Origin of the sequence: Hydrocarboniphaga effusa AP103 (assembly GCF_000271305.1) — a bacterium.
GTDB classification, from domain to species: domain Bacteria; phylum Pseudomonadota; class Gammaproteobacteria; order Nevskiales; family Nevskiaceae; genus Hydrocarboniphaga; species Hydrocarboniphaga effusa.
In genome coordinates, this window is record NZ_AKGD01000001.1 from 2,114,471 (window position 1) to 2,138,780 (window position 24,310).

The following is a 24,310-nucleotide window of genomic DNA, read 5'->3' on the forward strand; positions in this document are numbered from 1 at the left end:
CGCTTAGGCAATGAGCGTTCTGCAGGCAAACGGGGCGAAGTCTAGCCCAAGCTCGCGCTAGGGGAAATTACCTATTCCGCCAGCGCGCCGGGTCGTTGATATCAGTCGTCGATACCGATGGCGCTCAACGCGGGCTGTCGAGCAGCAGATAAATCGCCAGCCCCACGCCCAAACAGCCGATCACCAGTGCCAGCAGCGAAGCGATCGAGCGCTGGTACCGATCCGGCAGGTCATGCGGCGGCAGCGTGGACGTGAACAGCCGGTGCTGCAGCAGCGCCGCGAACATCGCCAGCGCGCCGGCCAGGGTCAGTGCGATGCCGAGCAGCGACGAAACCCAGTGGGACGGCTGCGCCTGCGCGGATGGGCCGCCGACCAGACGCAGGAACAAGCCGAAGCGGGCGACGACGAAGCCCAGGCCGATGATCGCGATGCCGGTTCTGATCCAGGCCAGCAGCGTGCGCTCGGCCGCGAAATAGACACGCGGGTCTCTGTCGCCCACTTGTGGCCCCTACTCAGGCCGGCGGTTGCTGCTGAGCCTTGAGCAGGTCGCGGATTTCGGCGAGCAGCTTCACGTCGGGCGGGGTTTCGGGCGGGGCCGGCGTGGCGGCGGGCGGCGGCGGCTCGGGCTGCTTGAGCGCGTTGATGCCCTTGACGAGCGCGAAGATGGCGGCCGCGACGATCACGAAATCGAACACGTTCTGCACGAACTTGCCATAAGCCAGTACCACCGCAGGCGAATCGCCGACGGCTTCCCGCAGCGTGACGCCCAGATCGGAGAAGTTCACGTTGCCGATCAGCAGTCCCAAGGGCGGCATCACCACGTCCGCGACCAGCGAGGACACGATCTTGCCGAAGGCCGCGCCGATCACCACACCGACCGCGAGGTCGATGACGTTGCCGCGCATTGCGAACTTCTTGAATTCTGCCGCCAGGCTCATGCGAATGACTCCTTTCTTCTTCGGGCGATGGAACGGGGCGCGACTAATCAAGACAGCTCGGTAGACCGGTCGCCAGGTCAGGATAGCGCGGTGTCACGCCGAGTTCGCAGCGCAGGCGATCGGTGACGAGCCGCTTGGACTCCTCGAGAAAAGAAAGCATGGCCGGCGTGAACGTGCGGTTAGCCTCGGCGAGGCTCACGCGCCGGGGCTCCGGCAGGCCGAGCAGCGCCGCGCAGCGGCAGAAGTAGTCGGTCATCGTCGTCGGCGAGCCGTCGCTGACGTTGTAGGCCGCACCCGGCAGGCCGCGCCGCATGGCGGCTACGGCGGCCAGCGCGAGATCGTCGGCGTGGATGCGGTTGGTCGGCGGGCTCTCGCGCTCGTCGATCACCGCGTGGCCGGCTTGCAGGCGCGCGATCGGCAGGCGACCGGGGCCATAGATTCCGGGCACGCGCAGGATCACGGTCTCGGTGCCGTGCGCGGCCGCATGTTCGGCGAGCGCGCGTTCGGCATCGAGCCGGCGGCGCCCGCGATCGGTCTGCGGCTTGAGCGGCTCGCTCTCGTCGATCCAGCGGCCCTCGCAATCGCCGTAGACGCCGCTGGTGCTGATGTAGACGACGCGCCGGGGCCGGTTGGCCGCGAGCCAGCCGCGCAAGCGCGGGTCGCGGGCGCCGCTCGCTGGCGGCGGGGCGAACCAGAACACCTGCTCGGCGCCGTCATCGACGGCGGGCTCATCGAGATCGCGGCGGATGGCGTCGATGCCGGCCCGGGCGAGCGCGTCGGCGCTGTCCGGGCTGCGGACCTGTCCGCGCACGGCCTGGCCGTCGGCGAGCAAAAGAGCGCCGACGCGCAGGCCGATGTCGCCGCAGCCGATGATGAGGATCAGAGGATTCATCCCGGCATCCTAGGGAACTTTGAAGGGAGCGGGTTATGCATCCCTCTCCCGCCGGGAGAGGGTCGGGGGTGAGGGACCGTCCGCAGGAGCGAAGCTTGGCTATCACGGCGAACCCCTCACCCGGAGGGAGAGGGTATTGCTTGCTTTCCCGACTGTGCCGGGCGGCGGGTAAACTGGTGCCCTTGCGACTCCCGGGTCGTGTGTTCTGACCGTTTCTTCCGATGAAAGCCCATTTGCAGTCCCTCATGAGCCAGGCGGCGACGACCGTGCTGGCCGAATCCAGTGCGCAGGTCGCGCTGCCGTCGACGTTCCAGATCGAGGCGACCAAGGACGCCCGGCACGGCGATTTCGCGAGCAACCTCGCGATGCTGCTCGCCAAGCCGCTCGGCAAGCCGCCGCGAGCCGTCGCCGAGGCGCTGATCAAGGCGCTGCCGGCCTCGAACCGCGTCGCCAAGGTGGAGATCGCCGGGCCGGGCTTCATCAACTTCACGCTCGCGGCCGATGCCTTCCAGGCCATCGTCGGCGACATCATCGCGGCCGGCGCGGCTTATGGCCGCAGCGAGGGCGCGAGCCGCGGCAAGCTGATGGTCGAGTTCGTCTCGGCCAACCCGACCGGCCCGCTGCACGTCGGCCACGGCCGCGGCGCGGCGGTCGGCGACGTGCTCGCGCGGCTCTACGAGGCGGTCGGCTACGAAGTCACGCGCGAGTTCTACTACAACGACGCGGGCGCGCAGATCAGCAATCTCGCGGCCTCGGTGCTCGCGCGCGTGAAAGGCCTGACGCCCGACGACGAAGGCTGGCCGGCCGACGGCTATCGCGGCCAGTACATCGCCGACGTCGCGCGCGCCTACATGCATGGCGAAACCGTCACCGCCGACGATCGCGAAGTGAAAGGCGAGGCCGATGCGGACGACCTCGATGCGATTCGCGATTTCGCGGTCGCCTACCTGCGGCGCGAGCAGGACGCGGACCTCAAGGCCTTCGACGTCAAGTTCGACGTCTATTACCTGGAGTCTTCGCTCTACAGCGAGGGCAAGGTCGAAGAGACCGTCAAGGCGCTGATTGCGAGCGGTCATACGTTCGAAGAAGGCGGTGCGCTGTGGCTGCGCACGACCGATTTCGGCGACGACAAGGACCGCGTGATGCGCAAGACCGACGGTGGCTACACCTACTTCGTGCCCGACGTCGCCTATCACCACGTCAAGTGGAATCGCGGCTACCAGCGCGTGGTCAACGAACAGGGCGCGGATCATCACAGCACCATCACGCGCGTGCGGGCCGGCCTGCAGGCGCTCGATGTCGGCATTCCGAAGGGCTGGCCGGACTATGTGCTGCACCAGATGGTCACGGTCATGCGCGGCGGCGAAGAGGTGAAGATCTCCAAGCGCGCGGGCAGCTACGTGACGCTGCGCGATCTGATCGACGAAGTCGGTCGCGATGCCACGCGCTACTTTTTGATCGCGCGCAAAGCGGACTCGCAGCTGACCTTCGACATCGACCTCGCCAAGTCCAAGTCCGACGAGAACCCGGTCTATTACATCCAGTACGCGCATGCGCGCATCTGCTCGGTGTTCCGCCAGGCGGCCGAGCGCGGCGTGGCTTTCGACGCGGCCGCAAGCAGCGCGCATCTGTCGCTGCTGACCGAGACGCCCGAGAAGGAGCTGCTGACGCAGCTCGCCAAGTTCCCGGAAACCGTGAGCAATGCGGCCGAGCAATCGGCTCCGCATGCCATCGCCTTCTACCTGCGCGATCTCGCCGACCTGCTGCACAGCTACTACAACGCGATCGACGCCTCGGGCCAGCGCATCCGCTTCCTCGTCGACGACGCGAAGCTCACGCAGGCACGCCTGGCGCTCGTGACCGCCACGCGGCAGGTGCTGCAGAACGGCCTCGCCCTGCTTGGCGTGAGCGCCCCGGAGCAGATGTAAATGGCCTCGCGCGACTACGCGGCGCGCAACAGGAAGCCTTCGCGCGGCAAGCCGTCCGGCGGCGGTCTGCCGGGCTGGGTCTGGGCTTTCGTCGGTCTGTCCGTGGGGCTGGTGGTCGCGGTGTTCGTGTACATTTCGCGGCCCACCGAAACGCCGCTGCGCGGAACTTCGGCCTCGCTCGGCGTGGGCGATCCGGAGACCGCGTCGGAGCTCGTCAACGGCAAGCGCTTCAAGCCCAACGAGATCGAGGACATCGCCGATCGCAAGGCCGCCGCGGCGAAGGCCAAGGCGAAATCGCAGGCCGAAAAATCGGCCGACAAGGACGACAAGATCGCGGTTCCGCCGAAGGAGAAGTCCCGCTTCACGTTCTACGAGCTGCTGCCGAGCCAGGAAGTGCTGGTGCCGAGCCAGGCCGACGGCAAGACGCGTCCGGGCGCCGCGCCTCCGCCCGCGAATGCCGCGACGGCCGGGTCCGGCGCCGCCGCGAACGCGCCGGGCGCCGTGAAGGCGCAGCCCGGCAGCGACACCTTCATCATCCAGGTGGCCTCGTACAAGGCCGAGGCCGAAGCCGAGCGCCAGAAGGCCGCGCTCGCGCTGATCGGCGTGGAATCGCGTATCGAGAAAGTGACCATCGACAATCGCGACACGTATTACCGCGTGCGCGTCGGGCCGGTGAAGGACGAGGCCAAGGCGCGTGACACGCTGGCCCAGCTCGAGTCCAATGGCATCAACGGGATGCTCGTGCGGGTGAAGTAGCAAACCAACCACAACCTTTGTCCAGGCGCAGCGAGATGACAAGCGCAGTAGCTGGGCAAAGGTTCGTAGCGCCGGGGGCGGGTGCAATGAGCAAAGGGATTTGGGGCCTGCTGCTGGGCCTGACGAGCGCATTCGTCGCGGTGACGGCCGATGCGGCCAAGGATGCGCAGCACACGGTGGAGCGCATCGAGCGCGGCAACCTGGTGCTCGAAGACCTGCCGCCGGTGCCCGACGAAATCGCCGAGCGCACCTATCGCTACCAGCAGACGCGCTCGGCCGTGCTCGCCGGCTGGCTCGGCCGCGCCGAAGACGGGCTGCTGATCAGCACGCGCTTCGGCGACACCGCGCAGGTGCATCGCGTCGCCAGGCCCGAGGGCATGCGCTCGCAGCTCACGTTCTTCGCCGAGCCGGTGTCGTCGGCCCTGCCGTCACCGGACGGGCGCAGCTTCCTGTTCACCAAGGACAGCGGCGGCGACGAGTTCTACCAGATCCACCACTTCGATCTATCGACCGGCGACTATAAGCTCGTCAGCGACGGGCGCTCGCGCAACACCGACATGCTGTGGTCGAACAAGGGCGATGTGTTCGCCTACTCGACCACGCGCCGCAATGGCCGCGACACCGACGTCGTCATCGGCCATCTCGACGGCGCGCCCCTGCAGCGTGTGAGCCAGCGCGAAGGCGCCTGGGCTCCGCTCGATTTCTCGCCGGACGACCGGCGGCTGTTGCTGCTGCACTACATCTCGATCAACCAGAGCGAGCTCTACATCGCCGATCTTTCCAAGATCGACGAAGAAGGCTTGCCGGAGCTCACGCGCTTTCACGAGACCGCCGAGCCCGTGAGCTTCACCAACGCGCGCTTTTCGCGCGATGGCCGCGGCGTTTATACCGTCTCCGACGAGGCTTCGGATTTCCAGCGCCTGCGCTACGAGAAGCTCGACGGCAGCGCTGCGCGCGTGCTGACCGACAAAGTCGAGTGGGATGTCGAGGGCCTCGAGATTTCGCGTCGCGGCAGCTATCTCGCCTACATCGTCAACGCCGACGGCATCAGCGAATTGCGCGTGATGAACCTCAAGACCGGCAAGCTCGTGCCGGTGCCGAAGCTGCCGATCGGCGTGGTGCGCGGCCTGAGCTTCGATGCCAAAGGCAAGCAGCTGGCTTTCAGCCTCAACAGCGCGCGCAGCCCGACCGATGTGTTCTCGTTCGAGATCGGCAGCAAGGCGCTCAAGCGCTGGACGCGCAGCGAGACCGGCGGACTCGACGCGAGCCGCTTCATCGAACCCGAGCTCGTGCACTTCAACAGCTTCGACGATCTGCGCGTGCCGGCCTTCTACTATCGCGGTGTCGGCGAGGGCCCGCGCCCGGTGCTGATCCAGATCCACGGCGGCCCGGAGGCGCAGGCGCTGCCGACCTTCAATCCGCTGATCGAGTTCTACGCGCGCGAGCTCGGCATCAGCGTGCTGGTGCCGAACGTGCGCGGCTCTTCGGGTTACGGCAAGCGCTATCTGGAACTCGACAACGGCCGCAAGCGCGAGGATTCGGTGCGCGACATCGGCGCCCTGCTCGACTGGATCGCCAGGCAACCCGAGCTCGACGCGCGCCGCGTGGTGGTCATGGGCGGTTCCTACGGCGGCTACATGACACTGGCCTCGATGACGCATTTCAACGATCGCCTGCGCGGCGGCATCGACATCGTCGGCATCAGCAATTTCGTGAGCTTTCTGACCAACACGCAGGACTATCGCCGCGATCTGCGCCGCGCCGAATACGGCGACGAAAGCGACCCCGAGATGCGCAGCTTTCTCGAATCGATTTCGCCGCTCACGAACGCCGCGCGCATCACCCGGCCGATGTTCATCGTGCAGGGCGCCAACGATCCGCGCGTGCCGCGCAGCGAGGCCGAGCAGATGGTCAAGACCATCCGCGCGAACAACGGCGGCGCGGTCTGGTACCTGATGGCAAAGGACGAGGGCCACGGCTTCGCCAAGAAGGCCAATCGCGACGTCTACAACAACGCGGTCGTGATGTTCCTCAAGCAGGTGCTGGTCGACGTGGACAAGTACGAGGTCCTGGTCGAACCGGCGCCGGCTCCTTAGGGCTTACGCACTCCAGGCCCAATCGCGCGTGTCGAAGCCGTAGTAATCGCGCAGCAGCTCGTAGAGCTCGGCGTGATGCTGCGCGAGATCGGCCCCTCGCTGGATGAAGGCCTCCGTCGCGACGCCGAAGAATTCGGCCGGACTTTCGGCTCCGTAAGGATCGAGCACGGGCGGCCGGCGATGGCGTTGCAGGCGCTCGAACTCGCGCTGCATGACGCGCGACCAGCGCTCGTAACCGTTGAATTCTCGGGGCAGATGCGGCGCGCCTTCGAACGGCGACTCGTCGTCGAGCTGGTGCGCGAACTCGTGCGCGACCACGTTGACGCCGTCGCCCGCGAGCGCGGCCTGCACGTCTTCCCACGACAGGATCACGCGATCGCCCTGCCAGGATTCGCCGATGCGTTCCTGCGGCTCGTCGTCGACCAGGCCGAATTCATCGGGCTCGTTCACCGGAACCAGAAACGCGCCCGGATACAGCAGCACGGCCTTCACCGCCGGAAACAGCTCGGCATCGGGTCGCAGTACGAGCAGGCAAGCCAGGCCGGCGACGACGAGTTTCATCTCCTCGGTGACTTCGAGTCCGTCGCAGCCGATGAAGCGCTTGCTCGCGAGGAAAGCGCGCACGCGCTCGACATGGCGCTGCCGCAGTTCGGGCGTGAGGTGCGCGAGCACCGGCAGCTGCGCGAGCAACTCCGCTTCGATGTTCGATTCGAGCGGCGCGGGCCGCTGCGGGGTTTGCGCCGCGGCGCGCTTCGACAGGGCGCGCAGCGTCGCCAGCGGCCCGACGATCAGGGCGACCGCGACGACGATCGCGACGAGGGCTTCCTGCGACATCGCAAGGCCTCGCGCTAGACCGCTTGCAGCTTGGCCAGGCCGAGCACGAGCCGCTTCACGCCCGAATGGCGGAAGCGGATTTCGACCTGCGCCTTTTCGCCTTCGCCTTCGAACGACAGGATCGTGCCTTCGCCGAACTTGTCGTGCATGACGCGCTGGCCGAGCTTGAAGCCGCCGTAGTTCGGCGTGCCGATCGGCGTGCTGCGACGTATCGGCGTGGAATAGCCGCCGCCCGATCCGCCGTAGGAACTGCCGCCGCCATAACCGCCGCCGCCGTAGCGCGAAGACTCGCGACCGGAACCGAAGCTCGGTGGCCGCAGCACGCCCGCGCGCGGGCGCGTTTCCATCACGCATTCGGGCGGAATTTCCTTCAGGAACTGCGACGGCATGGCCACTTGTTCGACGCCGTGCAGGCGACGGATTTCGGCATAGCTCAGATACAGCTGCTGGCGTGCGCGCGTGATGCCGACATAGCAAAGCCGGCGCTCTTCCTCGAGATTGCCTTCCTCGACCGCGCGCATCGACGGGAACAGCCCGTTCTCCATGCCGACCATGAACACGATCGGGAATTCGAGGCCCTTGGCCGCGTGCAGGGTCATCAGCTGCACCGAATCTTCGCCGGCCGCGGCCTGGCCTTCGCCGGCTTCGAGCGCCGCATGCGCGAGGAAGGCCGACAGCGGATCGATGCCTTCCTCCTCCTGCTCCGGTGTCGGCTTTTCGAAGCTGCGCGCCGCGCTGACGATTTCGTCGAGGTTCTCGAGACGGCCTTCGGCCTGCTCGCCTTTCTCCTTCTGGTAGTGCTCGCGCAGCCCGCTGTTGGCGACGACCACGTCGATGAGCTTGCCGAGCGCTATGTCGGCGGTTTGCGTGGCGATGGACTCGACCTTGTTGAGGAACCTGGCGAGCGCGCCGGCCGAGCGGCCGACCAGCGCCGGTTCGCGCATCGCCGTCGCCCACAGCGAGCTGCCGGCCTCGCGCGAAGCGGCGCGCAGCTTTTCGACGCTGGTCGCACCGACGCCGTGCGAAGGCGTGGCGAGCGCGCGTTCGAAGCTGATGTCGTCGTCGCGATTGCGCATGAGCCGCAGCCAGGCCAGCGCGTCCTTCACTTCCATGCGTTCGAAGAAGCGCAGGCCGCCGTAGATGCGATACGGCAGGCGTGCGCGGATCAGCATTTCTTCGAGCACGCGCGACTGCGCGTTGGAGCGATACAGGATCGCGAGATCAGAGTAGCGATGCGGGCCGTTGATGTAGTCCTTGATGCGGTTGACGACGAATTCGGCCTCGTCGTACTCGTTGAACGCAGCGTAGAGCGAGATTGGCGCACCGTCGGAACCCTCGGTCCAGAGGTTCTTGCCGAGGCGCCCGTTGTTGCGCTCGATGAGTCCGTTCGCGGCCTTGAGGATGGTGCCGGTCGAGCGATAGTTCTGCTCGAGCCGCACGATCTCGCAGCCGCGCAGGTCGCGCTCGAGCCGCAGCATGTTCTCGATCTTGGCGCCGCGCCAGCCGTAGACCGAGTTGTGGGTGACTAGGCCCCCGGCGACGAAGTTGTGCACGTCGGCGATATTGAGATCGTAGACTTCGGTGGGCTCAGTGATCGGCCGCGAACTTTCGACGATGTCGAAGCCGCCGTTCTCGTCGAGCATGACCATGCCCTTGCGCACGGCGGAGGCGTGAATGAACGGCAGCGAGCGGCGTCCGATGCGTGCGTTGAGCTGCAAGTCGCCGTCCAGCGTCTTGCGGGCGCGCTCGGCGATCTGCAGCAGCTCGCCGAAATGCGCGCGAGCGGCTTCGAAGCGCCAGCTCGACGAGCCCGCCTTGGCTGCGCGCACCGAAAATCCGGCCAGTTCCAGCGCCTGCCGACCGAAGACATCGTTACCGACGATGCCGATGCGGTGCATCGGACGGGCCCCGCGCCGATCACCGCAAAGCGTGATCACCACGTTGCGCCGGTTCGCGTTGCGCGAACGCGGCCGATGATGCGGCTGATCGGCCCGCAAACCGTAGGCCGAGAGCAGGCGCTTGGCGGCGGATTCGGTGTCGAGCGATTCGAACACCTCGGCGATCCAGGCCGGATCGTGGACGAGTCCGTTTTGCGATCCACCCTTGCGCGCGACGAAGGGCAGCGTCGGCAAGCCGTAGCGCAGGGACAGCAGGATTTCGTCGCGGCGTGCCGCATTGGCGCTGTCGTGCGTGGTAACCACCCAGGCCGCGTCGGCGTGCTCGTGCAGGCAGCGCTGCTCGAAGCCTACGAGCGGCTTCACCTGGCCGTTCGTGTAGACCTGCGATACGCCCAGCCGGTAGCCGACGCCGCGTTTGTGCATCAGGTAGGTGAAGAAGGTCTGCGGCGTTTCGCCGAGCAGATAGCCTGCGAAATGGGTGTGCTCGGGCGTGCTCACGAGCCTGCGTCCCGAGCGCGTCACGATCTCGAAGAGATCGCGGCGACTGCCGATGTGCACGCGCTCGGTTACCGTGGCGCTGTGGAAGCGCCCGCTGCCGAAGGCGGCGCGCACGCTGTCGCCCGCATTCACCTGCTCGATCGGCTTGTGGCTGCCGTCGGCGAGCGTGACCGCCGTTCCCGCCGCCAGACACTGATCGTCGTCGCCGACCGCGAACAGCACGCCGTGATCGCCGACGAGCAGCTTGAGCCAGAGGTACTGCAGCGTGTTGGTGTCCTGGAATTCGTCGACCAGCACGTGGCGGAACTTGCGCCGGTAGTGCGCGAGAATGTCGGCGTTGTCGCGGCACAGTTCGTACGCGCGCAGCAGCAGCTCGGCGAAATCGACCACGCCCTGGGCTTCGCATTGCTGCTGATACGTGGTGTAGACGCGCACCAGCGCGCGCTGCGTGAAATCGCCCAGGTCGTCGAAGTGATGCGGCCGGCGGCCTTCTTCCTTCTGCGAATTGATCCAGTGCGTGACCATCTTGTGCGGCCACTGATCGTCCGGCAGGTCGAGCTGCTTGATCAGACGCTTGACCATGCGCTGCTGATCGTCCGCATCGAGGATCTGGAAATCCTGCCGCAGCTTCGCCTCCTTCCAGTGCAGGCGCAGCATGCGATGCGCGATGCCGTGGAAGGTGCCGACCCAGAGCTGGCGCACCGGCGTGGTCAGCAGCTGTTCGATGCGGCCGCGCATTTCGTTCGCGGCCTTGTTGGTGAACGTGACCGCGAGGATCGACAGCGGTGAGACGTCTTCGACCGCGATGAGCCAGGCGATGCGGTGCACGAGCACGCGCGTCTTGCCCGAGCCGGCGCCCGCGAGCACCAGGCGGTGCTCGGGCGGAGCGGTCACGGCCTGTTTCTGCGCATCGTTGAGTGAATCGACCAGATGCGCGACAGCGGAGAAATCGTTCATCGGAGAAGTTTACCGGCCATGGTTCAGGCGTGCGTCACAGCGCTTGTCTTAACTGACGCTCGCCGAACATCGACCCAGGAGTCGCCATGAAGATCGTCCACCGCTTGAGCCTGCTGCCGTTTGCCGCCGCCATCGCGCTGTCGGCCTGCAAGCAGGAAACGCCGCCCGTGACCTCCGCCTCCCCGGCGGCCGGCATGTCGACCGATGCGCCGACCAGCGCCTCGTCGGCCACCGCCACGCTGTCCCCGACCGAGGGCAAGACGGCGCAGGGCACGCTCAAGTTCGAGGCCGGCGATGGTGGCGTGAAAGTCAGCGGCTCGCTGTCGGGCCTCAAGCCGGGCGCCGAGCATGGCTTCCACGTGCACGAGAAAGGCGATTGCAGTGCGCCGGACGCAAGCAGCGCGGGCGGTCACCTGAACCCGGATCAGCAGCCCCACGGCAACGTCGCCCAGGGCCCGCACCACGCCGGCGATGCGCCGAACGTGAAGGCCGACGACAGCGGCAACGCCGACGTCAGCGTGACGCTTCCGGGCCTCGAGATCGGCACCGGCGGCGCGAAGGACGTGATCGGCAAGGCCGTGGTCGTGCACGAAGGGCCGGATGACTACCAGAGCCAGCCGGCTGGCAACTCGGGTGGGCGGATCGCCTGCGGCGTCATCAACGGCGGCTGATGCGTCGAAACCTCATATCCGCTCTCGCGGGTATGAGAGGGCTGCTGCGCTCCGTAGCTCGAACGAGGCGGTGCTCGAAACCCTCACGTGCCGTATGCACGCTCCGTCGCCGGCTTACCGCTGAGTGACATTTAGTCACTCAGCGGCCGGGGGCCACCGACCTGCGCTCCGTCCTCGTCCGATCCACCGTCGCTCACAACGCTGATTCGCGTTCAGCCGAGCCGAGCGGCCGCCCTCAGTTGAGTATGCGCGGCACCGCGAGCCGGAACGGGGAAATCAGCGCCTCGAACGGCTCGCCGTCCTCGGGAACCATGTGGAAGCTGCCGTGCATGGTGCCGACGGGTGTCGTCAGCGGGCAGGCGCTGGTGTACTGGAACTGCTCGCCCGGTGCGAGCCTGGGCTGCTGGCCGACCACGCCGGGGCCGCGCACTTCCTCGCTGCGGCCCTCGCCGTCGGTGATGATCCAGTGTCGCGATTGCAGCTGGGCGGTGACACTGCCCTCGTTGCGGATGGTGATGTGATACGCGAAGAAGAAATGCGCGCGCTCGGGCTGCGATTGCTCCGGTACGTACTGCGGTCTGACCACGATGCGTATGCCCTGCGTGACGGTATCGGACATCGTGGCTCTCTCCCGTGAGCGCGGCGTTGAAGAAGGTGGAAGCTCTCAGTACATCCCGGTCAGCAGCTGGGCCGATTCCGACATCATGTCGCGACTCCATGGCGGGTCGAAAGTCAGCTCGACGTCGGCCTCGGTCACCCGGGGCACTTCGAGCGTCTTGGTCTTGACGTCGTTGACGAGAATTTCGCCCATGCCGCAACCCGGGGCGGTCAGGGTCATGCGGATGAAGGCCTTGCGGTTGCTGGCGTCGAGCGGCTCGAGCCGGCATTCGTAGACCAGGCCGAGCTCGACGATGTTGATCGGAATCTCGGGGTCGTAGCAGGTTTTGAGCTGCGCCCAGACCGCTTTTTCGAGTTCGGCGTCGTCGGCGTCGTCGGCCACTTCGGGGCCGCGCAGCACTTCCTTGCCGAGTGCGTCCGCGTCCGCACCGTTGATGCGGAACAAATGGCCCTGAACCTGGATCGTGAAGCTGCCGCCGAGCGCCTGGGTGATTTCGGCGCTGGCGCCTTCGGGCAGCTCGACCTTGGTTCCGGCGGGAATCAGGATGGCGACCACGTCGCGGGTGAGGGCGACGGTTTCGTTGGAATCGGACATGGAACCTGCTGCTTTGGCGATCGAATCGCCGGCACCCGCTGGCGCCGGCTGCACCGGGAAGATGGTGCCAGGGGACCGAGTTTAAACCCCTGGGGTCCGTGTCGCATCCAAGCCGCAGCTTGCAGACCGCAGCAGGGGCGGACGAGGGGAGACCATGAAAACAACACGATTCTCGGCCAGCAACCCGGCCGCGATCGCGGCCGCGGCGCTGATCGTCCTGCTGTTCGGCCTGCTGTCGCTGGCGCGCCTGCCCGTGCAGCTGCTGCCCGACACCAAGAACCCGCAGATCTGGATCAGCGTGAACTGGCGAGAGGCCGCGCCTAGCGAGGTCGAGGAAGCCCTCGTCGAGCCGATCGAAGAGGCGATGCGCGGGCTGTCGGGCATGACCGAGATGCGCTCGCAGATCAATCGCGGCGGCGGCGGCGTTTCGCTGAGCTTCGAGATCGGCACCGACATGACGCGCGTGATGCTCGACGTGGTTTCGCGCATCAACACCCTGCCGCCGCTGCCGCCCGACGCCGACGAACCGCAGGTCTTCGACGGCGCGCCGTGGAACCGCGAGAACGCCGCGTCGATCCTGGTGCGCCCGCTGCCCGGCAACGACACCGCCGACATGGCCGCCGCGTACCAGAAGCTCATGGAAGAAGTGGTCGAGCCGCGGCTGTCGCGCGTCGAGGGCGTGAGCCAAGTCAATCTCGAGGGCGGACGGCCGAGCGAGGTGCAGATCCGCTTCGACGCGCACCGGCTCGCGGCGCTCGGCATCACCCCGCAGCAGCTCGCGAGCACGGTGATCGCGGCGCGCGATACCTCGGCCGGCTTCGTCAACATGGGGCGTCGCCAGTTCACCGTACGCGTGACCGGGCGCGAGCCGATCGCCGATCTCGGCAATCTGATCGTCAGCTGGAACGGCGAGCGCCCCCTGTACCTGCGCGACCTCGCCGAGGTCGGCGTGGGCCTGCAGGATCAGCAGGCCTTCTCGTTCCGCAACGGCGTGCCGGGCTATTACCTGACGATCCAGCGCAACTCGACCGCGAACATTGTCGCCGTGCTCGACGGCGTCAAGGAGGCGCTGGCCGAGCTCAACGCCGGCCCGCTCGCGCGCGAAATGCTCATCGCCGACCTGTCCTGGGACGCGAGCGTCTACGTGCACCGGGCGATCGGCTTCGTGCAAGAGTCGCTGGTGGTCGGCATCCTGCTCGCGGTCGGCGGGCTCTGGTACTTCCTGCGCGGGCCGCGCGCGCTGCTGGTGATCGGGGCGACGATCCCGCTGTCGCTGGGCTTCGCGGTGGTCACCCTGCATCTGCTCGGGCGCAGCCTCAACGTCATTTCGCTGGCCGGCCTGGCGTTCTCCACCGGCATCGTCACCGACGCCGCGCTGATCGTGCAGGGCAACATCATCCGCTTCCTGCAGCAGGGCAGGAGCGCCCGGGACGCGACCATCGAGGGCACCCAGGAAGTCATTCCGGCGCTGTTCGCCTCCATGCTCACGAGCGTGGCGATCTTCCTGCCGGTGCTGTTCATGCAGGGGCTCGAAGGCCAGCTGTTCAAGGATCTGGCGATCACCATGAGCGTGAGCCACGCGGCCTCGCTGCTGGTGGCGATGACGGTGATTCCGGCCGCCAACCGCTGGGCGCTCGCGCGCCGCATTCCGGCCGACCAGCACGAGCACTGGTGGAAGGCGATGGCACGCAGCGCGATGCGCGCGACCGGCTCGTCGGCCCTGCGGCTGGCCTGGATCGGCGTGCTGGTGCCGGGCTGCCTGCTGTTCTGCTGGTTCGCCGCGCCCAAGCCGGATTACCTGCCGGTGGCGCAGACCGACAACGTATGGGGCAATTTCCGCACGCCGCCGGGCGGCAACATCGAAACCGTGCGCCACGAGATCGCGCCCAAGGTCATCGAGCGCCTGCGTCCGCACCTGGAAGGCAAGGCCGAGCCGGGCATCAAGTACTACAACTTCTCGGCCTGGGGGAACGGTGGCGGTGGCCTGGTCGTCGCCTACGCGGCCGATCCGCGCCAGACCAAAGACGTGGTCGAGCTGCTGCGCAGCAAGATCCTGGTCGACCTGCCCGACGTGCGCGTGTTCGCGAGCCAGGGCTCGCTGCTCAATCTCGACGGCAGCAACGCGCGCAACATCGAGCTGTTCCTGCAGGGCCCCGATCTGGATGCGCTCATGGAGGCCGCGCGCGTCGCCGAGCGGCTGATTCCGGAGGCGATTCCGGGCACGTTTCCGCAAAGCCTGCCGGCCCTGCAGCTCGATCAGCCGGAGTTGCAGATCAGGCCCAACGAGTGGCGCGTGTCGCGTGCCGGGCTCGATCGCAGCAGCGTGTCGAGCGCCCTGCGTGCATTCACGGGCGGGCTCTGGGCCGGCGAATATTTCGACGGCAACGAGCGGCTCGACATCATCGTGCGCAGCCAGGACTGGCACACGCCCGAGGAGCTCGCCGAGCTGCCGATCGCCACGCCGGGCGCGGGCATCCAGCTCGTCGGCGAACTCGCGCAGATCAGCCAGACGGTGGGCCCGGCGCAGCTCGCGCGCTTCAACGGCCGGCGCACGGTGTCGGTGAACTTCGAGCCGCCCGACACCATGACGCTCGACGAGGCGGTGGCGATCCTGCAGGCCAGGATCGAGCCGCAGCTGCGCGAGGTCATGAACCCGAATATCCAGCTCAGCTACGGCGGCAAGGCCAACGAGCTGCAGCTCGCGCTGGGCTCGATGGCAACCAACTTCGCGCTCGCCCTGCTGATGCTCTGCGCGCTGATGGGCGCGCTGTTCCGCAACCTCTGGGACGCGCTGCTCGTGATGCTGGTGATTCCGGTCTCGATCGCGGGCGGCGTCGCCTCGCTGCGGCTGATCGGGGTGTTCGATTTCCAGGCCATGGACCTGCTGACGATGATCGGCTTCATCATCCTGCTCGGCCTGGTGGTCAACGCGGCGATCCTGCTGGTCGACCAGACGCGAGCCCGCGAGCACGCCGGCATGGCGCGCATCGACGCGGTTCGCGAGGCGCTCGAAACGCGCGCCCGGCCCATCGTGCTGTCGACGCTGACCGCCGTGCTCGGCATGGCCCCGCTGATCCTGATGCCGGGCCTGGGCTCGAAGATCTATCGCGGCCTGGCCGCGGTGGTCTCGGGCGGCATGATCGTCGGCACCGTGTTCACCTGGTACCTGATGCCGGCGCTGCTGCGCCTGGGCGAGGCGCGGCACCCGGCGCGCGAGCCGGTGGCCGCCGAGGCCGAGGTGCTCGGCGCATGAACGTCCCTTTCTCTTTCGTCGATCGGCCGCGCCCGGCCGCTGGAGTGCGCTGCATGAAGAAAACCCTGATCGGCCTCGCGCTGTGTTTCGCGGCGAACGCCCATGCGCAGCCCGAGCGCCCGGCTTCGGCGGTCGAAACCGCCTCGGCGAGCCTGCGCGACATCGCGCCCTCGATCACCGCGACCGGCCAGGTGCAGTCGCGCTCGGGTGCCGAGATGGCGGCCGGCACCAGCGGGCCGCTGGCCTGGGTCGCCGAGCCCGGGACGGCGGTGAAAAAGGGCGAGGTGATCGCCCGGCTCGACACCGGCGAAATCCGCCTGCAGCGCGCCGAGCAGGGCGCGCGGCTCACGCGCAGCGAAATCGCCCTGCGCCAGGCCGAGCGCGAGCTCGAACGCCTGCGCGCCTCGGGCACTGCGGTCAGCCGCTACCAGCTCGACCAGGCCGAGAACACGCGCGACCTTGCCAAGAGCGATCTCGAAATCGCCCGCGCCACCCTGCGCCAGACCGACGATCGCCTGGCCCGCGCCGAGGTGCGCGCCCCGTTCGCGGGCGTGATCGCCGAGCGCCTGCGCCGCGAGGGCGAGGAGATCAATCGGGGCGACGTGATCGCCCGCCTGCAGGACACCGAGCACCTCGAACTGCGCCTGTTCCTGCCGCTGCGGCACGTGCGCGCGATCCAGCCGGGCAGCTCGGTCCAGGTGCAGCTGGCGCCCGATCGCGCGGTCGCGGGCCAGGTCCGGGCGATCGTGCCGGTCGGCGATGCGCGCACGCAGAGTTTCGAGGCCCTGATCGACCTGCCGCAGCAGGAGGCCGGCTTCGCGGTCGGCCGCAGCCTGCAGGTGGTGCTGCCGCTGGAGTCGCCGCAGCAGAAGCTCGCGGTGCCGCGCGACGCCGTGGTGATTCGCGAGGACGGCCTGTCGGTCTACGTGGTGCGCTCGGGCAAGGCTGCGCGCGTGTCCGTGAAGACCGGCTCGGCCCAGGGCGAATGGGTCGCCATCGAAGGCCCGGTGAGCCCGCAGGAAGCCGTGGTGGTTCGCGGCGCCGAGACTTTGCATGATGGTGACCCGGTCAAGGTGATCGGGGAACATCGCCCCGGCATGGCCGGTCAATCGAAGAACAAAGGACTGTCCTGAAAAATGAAGACTCCAATGAAAGGCGCCATGAAAACTCCGCTGAAAGCCCCGATGAAGAACCTGCTGCTCGGAACCCTGCTCGCCAGCTTCAGCGCCGGCGCGCTGGCCCAGGCTACGGGCTTCCCGCCGCCGCCCGAGCGCCCTCGCTTCGTCAGCGTGAGCGGTGACGGCGAAGTCTCCGCCGTGCCCGATCGCGCGCGCCTGCAACTCGGCGTGACCCAGCTGAGCGCCGACGTGGCGACCGCCGAAGCCGAGGTCAACAAGGTCGTGCGCACCTATCTGGCCGAGGCCAAGAAGCTCGGCGCCAAGGACGAGCAGATCACCACCACCGGCGTGAGCATCCAGCCCGAATACGTCTGGGACGAGAAGGAGCGTCGCAACCAGCTGACCGGTTACCGCGTGAGCCGCGACATCGAGCTGCGCATCACGAGCCTCGACAAGCTCGGCGCGTTCCTGCTCGCGGCCACCAAGTCCGGTGTGAACCAGGTGCAGCCGCCGCAGCTCGAATCGTCCAAGGCCAAGGAGCTGGAGAACCAGGCGCTCGCCGCAGCCGCCAAGGACGCGCAGGCCAAGGCGAGCTTGCTCGCGAGCACGCTCGGCGTGAAGCTCGGCGGCGTCCGCAGCATCGCCGAGAACGGCTCCTCGCCGCCGGTGCCCATGGTCAAGGCGATGGCGATGCGCGCCGAAGCCGCCGACGGCAACGCCCAGATGGGCATCAGCACCGGCGAAATCCGCGTCCGCGCGAGCGTCAACGCCGAGTTCGACCTGGCGCCGTAGGCCTGTCCATCTCCATCTCCCACTCCCTTCGGGAGAGGGTTGGGGTGAGGCAGTTTCAGGCACAGCCGCGCTTCGCGGCGGGCCCCTCACCCTCGGTCCCTCTTCCGGCGGGAGAGAGAGAAGAAAAGCCGGCCGAAACCCGCCCCAGGTGGAAGCCGTCATCTGGCGATGCAATAATCCCCGGCTCTTTTCCTCCGCCGGGGCTGCCAAGCCGGCCATGACCTCCTCAAGCAAAACCGAAGCGCCGCTGGTGGGCGTGATCATGGGTTCCCGTTCCGATTGGGAGACCATGGCGCACGCGGTCCGCGTACTCGAAAACCTCGGCGTTCCGTACGAGGCCAAGGTCGTTTCGGCGCATCGCACGCCCGACCTGCTGTTCGACTACGCCGAAAGCGCGGTCGCGCGTGGCCTGCAGGTGATCATCGCGGGCGCCGGCGGCGCGGCTCATCTGCCGGGCATGTGCGCCGCCAAGACGCGGCTGCCGGTGCTCGGCGTGCCGGTGCAGTCGAAGGCTTTCAATGGCCTCGATTCGCTGCTCTCGATCGTGCAGATGCCGGCTGGCATCCCGGTCGGAACCCTGGCCGTCGGCGTCGCCGGCGCCACCAACGCGGGCCTGCTCGCCGCCAGCATGCTCGCCACGCGCGACGCCGCGCTGGCGACCCGGCTCGAAGATTTCCGCGCCCAGCAGACGAGCAAGGTGCTCGACGATGCGCCGCTGAGCCTGCCGCCGCTGGCCTGAAGTCGAAAGAACCCTCATGAAGATCGGCATTCTCGGAGCCGGCCAGCTGGGCCGGATGCTCGCATTGGCGGGATACCCGCTGGCCATGCGCTTCGTCTTCGTCGATCCGGCCGAGGACGCCTGCGCCGCCTCGCTCGGCGAGACCTTGCAGGCTCCGTACCTCGACGAAACCGCGCTGCAGGCGTTCTGCGAGCGCTGCGACGTCGCCACCTTCGAATTCGAGAACGTGCCCGCGCACACGGCCGAGTTCGTCGCCGCGCGCCGGCCGTTGCATCCGCCGCCGCAGGCGCTGGCGACCGCCCAGGATCGCCTGAACGAGAAGAAGCTGTTCGACGACCTCGGCATTCCGGTTCCGCGCTACCTGCCGGTGGCGACGCGCCAGGCGCTCGACATGGCCGTGCGCATCACGGGTTTACCCGCCGTGCTCAAGACGCGCCGCATGGGCTACGACGGCAAGGGCCAGGCAGTGCTGCGCAAGCCGGATGACCTCGACGCCGCCTGGGCAGCCCTGGGTGCCCAGCCGCTGATCCTCGAAGCCTTCGTGCCGTTCGAGCGCGAAATATCGTGTCTGGCCGTGCGCGGTCGTGGCGGCGAACTCGCGTTCTACCCGGTGGTCGAGAACCGCCATCGCGACGGCATCCTACGCCTGTCCACGCCGCAGCTCGCCGATCCGCTGCAGGCCCAGGCCGAGGATTACGCGCGCCGGGTGATCGAGAAGCTCGATTACGTCGGCGTGCTGGCTTTCGAGTTCTTCGTCGCCGAAGGCCAGCTGTTCGCCAACGAGATTGCCCCGCGCGTGCACAACTCAGGGCACTGGAGCATCGAAGGCGCGGTCTGCTCGCAGTTCGAGAACCATTTGCGCGCGGTCGCCGGCCTGCCGCTCGGCTCGACCGCGGCGCGCGGGCATTCGGCGATGGTGAACTTCATCGGCTCGGCCCCCGACACCGCTGCGCTGGCCGCGATCGAAGGCGTACACGTGCATCTCTACGACAAGGCGGCCAAGCCCAAGCGCAAGGTCGGCCATGCGACGGTGACGGCGGAGTCGGGCGAAGCGCTCGCCGAGCGCGTCGCCCGGCTCAGCGCGCTGGCCGACGCGGCCGAAATCTAGCCGATACGTCGGGCGGGCCGAGACCCGCCTTCGTCATTCGAATCAGCTTGGAAACGGCGGGTCACCCCACGCCCGCCCGACGCTCGAGCTCGGCGAAGCCGGCTTTCCTACAGCTTCAGCGCCGCGCTGACTTCGAGCCAAAGCTCGGCGTAAGCCAGCAGCGCCGGGTCTTCGCTCGGCGCATAGGCCGCGATCGGGGCCCGATGCTCGCCCATGCGCTCGACCATCGACGAATACGGAACCACCGACTGCGCCATGCCCTTCATGAGCGCGGGCGGCTGCTCGATGAGCTCGCGATGCAGGGAACGACGGCGATCGGCCATCGAGTAGAACGGCATGAGCTTGCGCAGCGGAAAGCCTTCCTGTTCGAAATATTCGCGCAGCTGCTCGTAGGCGCGCAGCGACAGGTGCGTCGGTACGACCGGAACCAGGATCAGGTCGGCTGCGGTGAAGACGTTGTCGGCAAGGTGCGAAAGCGCGGGCGGGCAGTCGAGCACCGCCAGCGAATACTGCTCGGAGAACGGCTTGAGCAGTCGCTTGAAGGCCTCGCGCGGGGGCTCGACCTTCTTGAGCAGGATGTCGAAGTAGCGGTAACTGAATTCGGCCGGGATCACCGAGAGCTTTTCGTACGGCGTGGGCCGCACGAGCCGGCCGAGCGGCGTGTCGCCCGCAAGCACGCTCTTGGCCTTGGCGGCTTGGCCGTCGCCGTGCAGATACCAGCTCGACGCGGCCTGCGAATCGAGATCCCAGACCACCGTGCGCAGTCCGCTGGCGGCCGCGAAGTAGGCGAGGTTGACCGCTCCGGCCGATTTCCCGACGCCACCCTTGATGTTGTAGAGCGCGAGAGTCTTCATGCGCTGGCGCCCGTTGCGAGGGGACGGCAAAACGGGCTGCGCGGCAGACCCCGAGGCGAACCGTGATCGGCAAAGTCCATGTCGCTCTCCGCATCGACCGCGTGCTGCACGTTCATTTAGCAGCGGGTTTCGATTTGATAAACGGCTGCGGCCGACTGAACCGCTGCTTTCAGCGGGCTGTATCGGCGCAAGGAATTTTCCAGGAGATTACTAGGATGAACGTCAAAAAGCTGCTGATGCTGGCTACGCTGGCTGCTCCGTCGGCAGCATGGGCAAACGAGCAAGGCCATATCGATGGCTACTACATTCCGTACAGTGCCTACGAGACAGATGACGGCACCGGCGATTCGGTGAAGCTCGAAGGAGACGGGTTCGGCGTGAAGGGCATGATCCCGCTGGGTTATCAGGGCAACTTCTTCGCAATCGGCGAGTATCAGTCGACTTCGCAAGACAAAAGGTTCGGCGGAGGGAAGGTCAATACCGATCTCGATCAGTTCCGCCTCGGTGGCGGTTTCCAGGTGCCGCTGGCCACAGGAACCGGCGCGGTCTATGCCGAGTACATCAACGTCGATCAGGATTTTGAAGGGCTCAAGTTTGAGCCGGACGGCTTCGGTATCCATGGCCGGCTGTCGTTTCCGATATCGCCCGGTGTCAATCTCTACGGGCAGATCGGTTATGTGAGCCTATCGGATGGCGACATCGATGCGGATGGCCCGGAATATCTGATCGGCGGCTCGGTCGATTTCACGCCCAACATCGGCGCCTTCATCGACTTCCGCTACACCGATCTGAAGATTGATTTCAATGACGGCTTCGCGGACGAGGACGATGCTTACAGCAATGTTCGGCTCGGTGTGAGGGTCTTGTTCTAGTCCTATAGATACATCAAGAAGTATCGAGAAGCCCCGGATTTTCCGGGGCTTTTCATTATCGAGCCATGTAAAAAACATACAGCCCGAGTTCAGCGCCCCGGTCTCATCCTCCGCAGCCGTCGCCATCAGTCAAGAAAGACGCCAAAGGCGATCGATGCCCCTCATCAGGAGAGATCAATGTACAGCCTCAGGAAGTTTCGCCTTTCCCTCATTGCGGCAACGGCGCTGGTTGCCGTGCCTTTCACTGCTGCTCAGGCCGCCGCCGATCTGGATGGCTACTGGATTCCGTTCTCGTCGGCCAAGATCGGCAGCGGAGACGACGCGCTCGATTTCGACGATGGCGATGGCTGGGGCGTGAAGGGCAAGTTCGGTTTGTCCGACCTGTTCTTCCTGAGCGGCGAGTACGAGAAGAACAAGTTCGACGATATTGGCCTCGACGGGGGCTTCCTGGGTTCTACGATCGACGCCGACCTGCGCACCGAGCAGTATCGCGGCGGCCTGGGCTTCCGTTTCCCTGAAACCCCGTTCTACGCCTACGGCGAGTACATCGGCTTCGAGTCGAAGGTGAAGACCCGTGTAACGGGCCCGCTCGGTAGCGTGACCGTCACCCGCGAGAATGATAAGTCCGAAGGCTGGGGCGGCCACCTCGGCGCCCAGGGCAAGGTGCTCAACGACAAGCTCACACTGATGACCGAGATCGGCTACGTGGACATCGGCGATGTCGATGGCCTCGAAGTCACGGCTGGCGGCGCGGTGGAGATCGTCAAGCATTTCTCGATCTTCGCGGACTACCGCTACACCAGCCTCGCCGGCGGCAACAATCCGGACGTGCGCCTCGACGAAGCTCGCCTGGGCGCCCGCTTCAGCTTCTGAGCCTGTTCCCGCGGCAATGAAAAAGCCCCGCTTTCGCGGGGGCTTTTTCGTGAAGCTCACTCGCGTCGCCGGCATCCCGCGCTGCACGGGGCCTGCTCGCTGCTCGCCGTCTACTCGTCGAGGAAGCTGCGCAGGTAATTCGCGCGGCTCGGGTGACGCAGCTTGCGCAAGGCCTTGGCTTCTATCTGGCGAATGCGCTCGCGCGTGACGTCGAACTGCTTGCCGACTTCTTCGAGCGTGTGGTCGGTGTTCATGTCGATGCCGAAGCGCATGCGCAGCACCTTGGCTTCACGCGGCGTGAGGCTCGCGAGAATCTGGTGGGTGGCTTCGGCAAGGCTCGACGAGGTGGCCGATTCGAGCGGCGACACCGCGGCGGTGTCCTCGATGAAGTCGCCCAGGTGGCTGTCCTCGTCGTCGCCGATCGGCGTTTCCATCGAGATCGGTTCCTTGGCGATCTTCAAGACCTTGCGGATCTTGTCCTCGGGCATTTCCATCTTCACCGCCAGCTCTTCGGGCGTGGGCTCGCGACCCATTTCCTGCAGCATCTGGCGGCTGATCCGGTTGAGCTTGTTGATCGTCTCGATCATGTGCACCGGGATGCGGATGGTGCGCGCCTGGTCGGCGATCGAACGCGTGATGGCCTGGCGAATCCACCAGGTCGCATAGGTCGAGAACTTGTAGCCGCGGCGGTATTCGAACTTGTCGACCGCCTTCATGAGGCCGATGTTGCCTTCCTGGATCAGATCGAGGAACTGCAGGCCGCGGTTGGTGTACTTCTTGGCGATCGAGATGACGAGACGCAGGTTGGCCTCGACCATTTCCTTCTTCGCGCGGCGGGCCTTGGCCTCGCCGACGTTCATGCGACGGTTGATGTCCTTGATCTCGTCGACCGCGATCAAAAACTCGTTCTCGATCTTGGTCAGCTGGCCGAGCAGCTCGACGATCTCGTCGTGGCGCGTGGCGAGCGTGGCCGAATACTTGCGCTTGGCGCGGATCGACTTCTCGAGCCAATCGTGATCGTCGGGCTTGGTGCCCTTGTACTTGCCGAGGAATTCCTCGCGCGACATGCCCGCGTCGATCACGCAGATGCGCATGACGCTGCGCTCGATCTCGCGAATGTTCTCGATCTTGTTGCGCAGGTTGCGGTTGATCTCGTCGACGATCTTCGGCGACAGCTTGAAGGTCATGATGAGGTCGGCAACCGCTTCGCGCTTGCCGAGCGTCTTCTTGTCGTCGGCGCCGGTCTTCTGCAACGCCTTCCAGGCGGTGTCGTAGAGGCTTTGCAGCTCTTCGAACTTCAGGCGCGCCTCTTCCGGATCGGGGCCGGTGTCGACGGCTTCTTCTTCCTCGTCGCCGCCCGCGTTGTCGTCTTCTTCCTCTTCTTCCTCTTCCTCCTCGACCGGCGGCGGCGGCGCTTCGGCGACCGGCTCGGCGTTCGGATCGAAGAAGCCAGTGATCACTTCGGCCAGACGGCGCTTGCCCTCGCCCACGGAAGCGTAGGCGTCGAGCAGGATCTTCACGGTTTCGGGGTAGATCGCCATCGCGTAGAGGGCTTCGTTCAGGCCCTCCTCGATGCGCTTGGCGATGCGGATTTCACCTTCGCGGTCGAGCAGTTCGACGCTGCCCATCTCGCGCATGTACATGCGCACCGGGTCGGTGGTGCGGCCGAACTGATCGTCGCTCGCGGCGAGCGCGGCGGCGGCTTCTTCGGCGGCGTCTTCTTCTTCTTCGGCCGAGGCGACGACGGCGGGCTCGGAGAACAGCTGGCTCTCTTCATCCGGTGCTTCATCGTGCACCTGGATGCCCATCGTCTGGATCATGCTGATGACGTCGTCGATCTGCTCCGAATCGACGACTTCAGGCAAGTGATCCGAGACCTCGGCGTAAGTCAGATAGCCCTTTTCCTTGCCCAGGGCGATCAGAACCTTGATCTGGGATTGCTTCTCGGCGCTATTGCTCATTCAGGTGCTCGTATCGGGGCAGGCCTCGGCCCGTTGCACTGGGCGGAGAACTGCGTATT

The 24,310-nt window shown here is 66.6% G+C and carries 20 protein-coding genes; 11 read left to right on the forward strand and 9 right to left on the reverse strand.

Translation table 11 applies throughout. The features are described 5' to 3' along the window. Window positions 1-124 precede the first annotated feature (124 nt). From WQQ_RS09280 to WQQ_RS09290, 3 genes are read right to left on the reverse strand one after another with little or no spacing between them, the layout of a single operon-like run. Window positions 125-499, reverse strand: coding sequence for a YidH family protein (locus tag WQQ_RS09280; protein ID WP_007184897.1), 375 nt, complete (start codon window positions 497-499; stop codon window positions 125-127). Window positions 500-512: 13 nt separating this feature from the next. Next, a complete protein-coding gene (gene mscL / locus WQQ_RS09285; RefSeq protein WP_007184898.1) occupies window positions 513-938 on the reverse strand; it encodes a large-conductance mechanosensitive channel protein MscL in 426 nt (141 codons plus the stop codon). Window positions 939-981: 43 nt separating this feature from the next. Beyond that, window positions 982-1,830 carry an SDR family oxidoreductase gene (locus tag WQQ_RS09290; protein ID WP_007184899.1) on the reverse strand — a complete coding sequence of 283 codons (849 nt, stop codon included), beginning with the start codon at window positions 1,828-1,830 and terminating at the stop codon, window positions 982-984. A gap of 221 nt (window positions 1,831-2,051) precedes the next feature. Between WQQ_RS09290 and argS the strand changes: the two genes are divergently transcribed. The 3 genes from argS to WQQ_RS09305 all read left to right on the forward strand — a co-directional run bounded on the left by argS (window position 2,052) and on the right by WQQ_RS09305 (window position 6,610). Continuing rightward, window positions 2,052-3,758, forward strand: coding sequence for an arginine--tRNA ligase (gene argS / locus WQQ_RS09295; protein WP_040453274.1), 1,707 nt, complete (start codon window positions 2,052-2,054; stop codon window positions 3,756-3,758). Then, window positions 3,759-4,514 (forward strand): SPOR domain-containing protein, encoded by a 756-nt coding sequence (locus WQQ_RS09300; RefSeq protein WP_007184902.1) that lies wholly within the window; start codon window positions 3,759-3,761, stop codon window positions 4,512-4,514. A gap of 86 nt (window positions 4,515-4,600) precedes the next feature. Continuing rightward, on the forward strand, window positions 4,601-6,610 hold the full coding sequence (locus tag WQQ_RS09305) for a S9 family peptidase (protein ID WP_007184903.1): 2,010 nt from the start codon (window positions 4,601-4,603) through the stop codon (window positions 6,608-6,610). Window positions 6,611-6,613: 3 nt separating this feature from the next. Here WQQ_RS09305 and WQQ_RS09310 read toward each other — a convergent pair whose 3' ends face one another. After that, on the reverse strand, window positions 6,614-7,444 hold the full coding sequence (locus WQQ_RS09310) for a M90 family metallopeptidase (protein WP_007184904.1): 831 nt from the start codon (window positions 7,442-7,444) through the stop codon (window positions 6,614-6,616). A 14-nt stretch (window positions 7,445-7,458) separates the two neighbouring features. Continuing rightward, complete coding sequence (locus tag WQQ_RS24885; RefSeq protein ID WP_007184905.1) at window positions 7,459-10,797, reverse strand: UvrD-helicase domain-containing protein; 3,339 nt, start codon at window positions 10,795-10,797, stop codon at window positions 7,459-7,461. An 86-nt stretch (window positions 10,798-10,883) separates the two neighbouring features. Between WQQ_RS24885 and WQQ_RS09320 the strand changes: the two genes are divergently transcribed. Next, on the forward strand, window positions 10,884-11,468 hold the full coding sequence (locus tag WQQ_RS09320) for a superoxide dismutase family protein (protein WP_007184906.1): 585 nt from the start codon (window positions 10,884-10,886) through the stop codon (window positions 11,466-11,468). A 235-nt stretch (window positions 11,469-11,703) separates the two neighbouring features. Here the strand turns inward: WQQ_RS09320 and apaG are convergent, their stop codons facing one another. Continuing rightward, complete coding sequence (gene apaG / locus WQQ_RS09325; protein WP_007184907.1) at window positions 11,704-12,087, reverse strand: Co2+/Mg2+ efflux facilitator ApaG/CorD; 384 nt, start codon at window positions 12,085-12,087, stop codon at window positions 11,704-11,706. A 45-nt stretch (window positions 12,088-12,132) separates the two neighbouring features. Then, on the reverse strand, window positions 12,133-12,681 hold the full coding sequence (gene sufT, locus WQQ_RS09330) for a putative Fe-S cluster assembly protein SufT (RefSeq protein WP_040453276.1): 549 nt from the start codon (window positions 12,679-12,681) through the stop codon (window positions 12,133-12,135). Window positions 12,682-12,835: 154 nt separating this feature from the next. Here sufT and WQQ_RS09335 point away from each other — a divergent pair, with 154 nt between their 5' ends. The 5 genes from WQQ_RS09335 to WQQ_RS09355 all read left to right on the forward strand — a co-directional run bounded on the left by WQQ_RS09335 (window position 12,836) and on the right by WQQ_RS09355 (window position 19,691). Beyond that, a complete protein-coding gene (locus WQQ_RS09335) occupies window positions 12,836-15,934 on the forward strand; it encodes an efflux RND transporter permease subunit (RefSeq protein WP_007184909.1) in 3,099 nt (1,032 codons plus the stop codon). A gap of 53 nt (window positions 15,935-15,987) precedes the next feature. Next, window positions 15,988-17,067 (forward strand): efflux RND transporter periplasmic adaptor subunit, encoded by a 1,080-nt coding sequence (locus WQQ_RS09340; protein ID WP_007184910.1) that lies wholly within the window; start codon window positions 15,988-15,990, stop codon window positions 17,065-17,067. Between the two features lie 27 nt (window positions 17,068-17,094). Then, the gene (locus tag WQQ_RS09345; protein ID WP_237715036.1) at window positions 17,095-17,844 is read left to right on the forward strand and encodes an SIMPL domain-containing protein; all 750 of its coding nucleotides are present in this window, start codon (window positions 17,095-17,097) and stop codon (window positions 17,842-17,844) included. 217 nt (window positions 17,845-18,061) lie between these two features. Then, complete coding sequence (purE, locus tag WQQ_RS09350; protein ID WP_040453279.1) at window positions 18,062-18,583, forward strand: 5-(carboxyamino)imidazole ribonucleotide mutase; 522 nt, start codon at window positions 18,062-18,064, stop codon at window positions 18,581-18,583. Window positions 18,584-18,599: 16 nt separating this feature from the next. After that, window positions 18,600-19,691: a 5-(carboxyamino)imidazole ribonucleotide synthase gene (locus WQQ_RS09355; protein WP_007184913.1), complete on the forward strand. Its 1,092-nt coding sequence runs from the start codon at window positions 18,600-18,602 to the stop codon at window positions 19,689-19,691. Between the two features lie 107 nt (window positions 19,692-19,798). Here WQQ_RS09355 and WQQ_RS09360 read toward each other — a convergent pair whose 3' ends face one another. After that, window positions 19,799-20,545: a ParA family protein gene (locus tag WQQ_RS09360; protein WP_007184914.1), complete on the reverse strand. Its 747-nt coding sequence runs from the start codon at window positions 20,543-20,545 to the stop codon at window positions 19,799-19,801. Between the two features lie 62 nt (window positions 20,546-20,607). Here WQQ_RS09360 and WQQ_RS09365 point away from each other — a divergent pair, with 62 nt between their 5' ends. Together WQQ_RS09365 and WQQ_RS09370 are read left to right on the forward strand one after the other, a co-directional pair. Then, window positions 20,608-21,417 (forward strand): porin family protein, encoded by an 810-nt coding sequence (locus WQQ_RS09365; RefSeq protein ID WP_157534562.1) that lies wholly within the window; start codon window positions 20,608-20,610, stop codon window positions 21,415-21,417. Window positions 21,418-21,651: 234 nt separating this feature from the next. Then, the gene (locus WQQ_RS09370; RefSeq protein WP_157534563.1) at window positions 21,652-22,290 is read left to right on the forward strand and encodes an outer membrane beta-barrel protein; all 639 of its coding nucleotides are present in this window, start codon (window positions 21,652-21,654) and stop codon (window positions 22,288-22,290) included. Window positions 22,291-22,400: 110 nt separating this feature from the next. Here WQQ_RS09370 and rpoD read toward each other — a convergent pair whose 3' ends face one another. Further along, window positions 22,401-24,251: an RNA polymerase sigma factor RpoD gene (gene rpoD / locus WQQ_RS09375; RefSeq protein ID WP_007184918.1), complete on the reverse strand. Its 1,851-nt coding sequence runs from the start codon at window positions 24,249-24,251 to the stop codon at window positions 22,401-22,403. Window positions 24,252-24,310: the final 59 nt, after the last annotated feature.

Coding starts and splice junctions, on each gene's coding strand:
- mscL (WP_007184898.1), bottom strand. CDS start 938: ATGAGCCTGGCGGCAGAATTCAAGAAGTTCGCAATGCGCGGCAACGTC.
- WQQ_RS09290 (WP_007184899.1), bottom strand. CDS start 1,830: ATGAATCCTCTGATCCTCATCATCGGCTGCGGCGACATCGGCCTGCGC.
- argS (WP_040453274.1), top strand. CDS start 2,052: ATGAAAGCCCATTTGCAGTCCCTCATGAGCCAGGCGGCGACGACCGTG.
- WQQ_RS09300 (WP_007184902.1), top strand. CDS start 3,759: ATGGCCTCGCGCGACTACGCGGCGCGCAACAGGAAGCCTTCGCGCGGC.
- WQQ_RS09305 (WP_007184903.1), top strand. CDS start 4,601: ATGAGCAAAGGGATTTGGGGCCTGCTGCTGGGCCTGACGAGCGCATTC.
- WQQ_RS09310 (WP_007184904.1), bottom strand. CDS start 7,444: ATGTCGCAGGAAGCCCTCGTCGCGATCGTCGTCGCGGTCGCCCTGATC.
- WQQ_RS24885 (WP_007184905.1), bottom strand. CDS start 10,797: ATGAACGATTTCTCCGCTGTCGCGCATCTGGTCGATTCACTCAACGAT.
- WQQ_RS09320 (WP_007184906.1), top strand. CDS start 10,884: ATGAAGATCGTCCACCGCTTGAGCCTGCTGCCGTTTGCCGCCGCCATC.
- apaG (WP_007184907.1), bottom strand. CDS start 12,087: ATGTCCGATACCGTCACGCAGGGCATACGCATCGTGGTCAGACCGCAG.
- sufT (WP_040453276.1), bottom strand. CDS start 12,681: ATGTCCGATTCCAACGAAACCGTCGCCCTCACCCGCGACGTGGTCGCC.
- WQQ_RS09335 (WP_007184909.1), top strand. CDS start 12,836: ATGAAAACAACACGATTCTCGGCCAGCAACCCGGCCGCGATCGCGGCC.
- WQQ_RS09340 (WP_007184910.1), top strand. CDS start 15,988: ATGAAGAAAACCCTGATCGGCCTCGCGCTGTGTTTCGCGGCGAACGCC.
- WQQ_RS09345 (WP_237715036.1), top strand. CDS start 17,095: ATGAAAACTCCGCTGAAAGCCCCGATGAAGAACCTGCTGCTCGGAACC.
- purE (WP_040453279.1), top strand. CDS start 18,062: ATGACCTCCTCAAGCAAAACCGAAGCGCCGCTGGTGGGCGTGATCATG.
- WQQ_RS09355 (WP_007184913.1), top strand. CDS start 18,600: ATGAAGATCGGCATTCTCGGAGCCGGCCAGCTGGGCCGGATGCTCGCA.
- WQQ_RS09360 (WP_007184914.1), bottom strand. CDS start 20,545: ATGAAGACTCTCGCGCTCTACAACATCAAGGGTGGCGTCGGGAAATCG.
- rpoD (WP_007184918.1), bottom strand. CDS start 24,251: ATGAGCAATAGCGCCGAGAAGCAATCCCAGATCAAGGTTCTGATCGCC.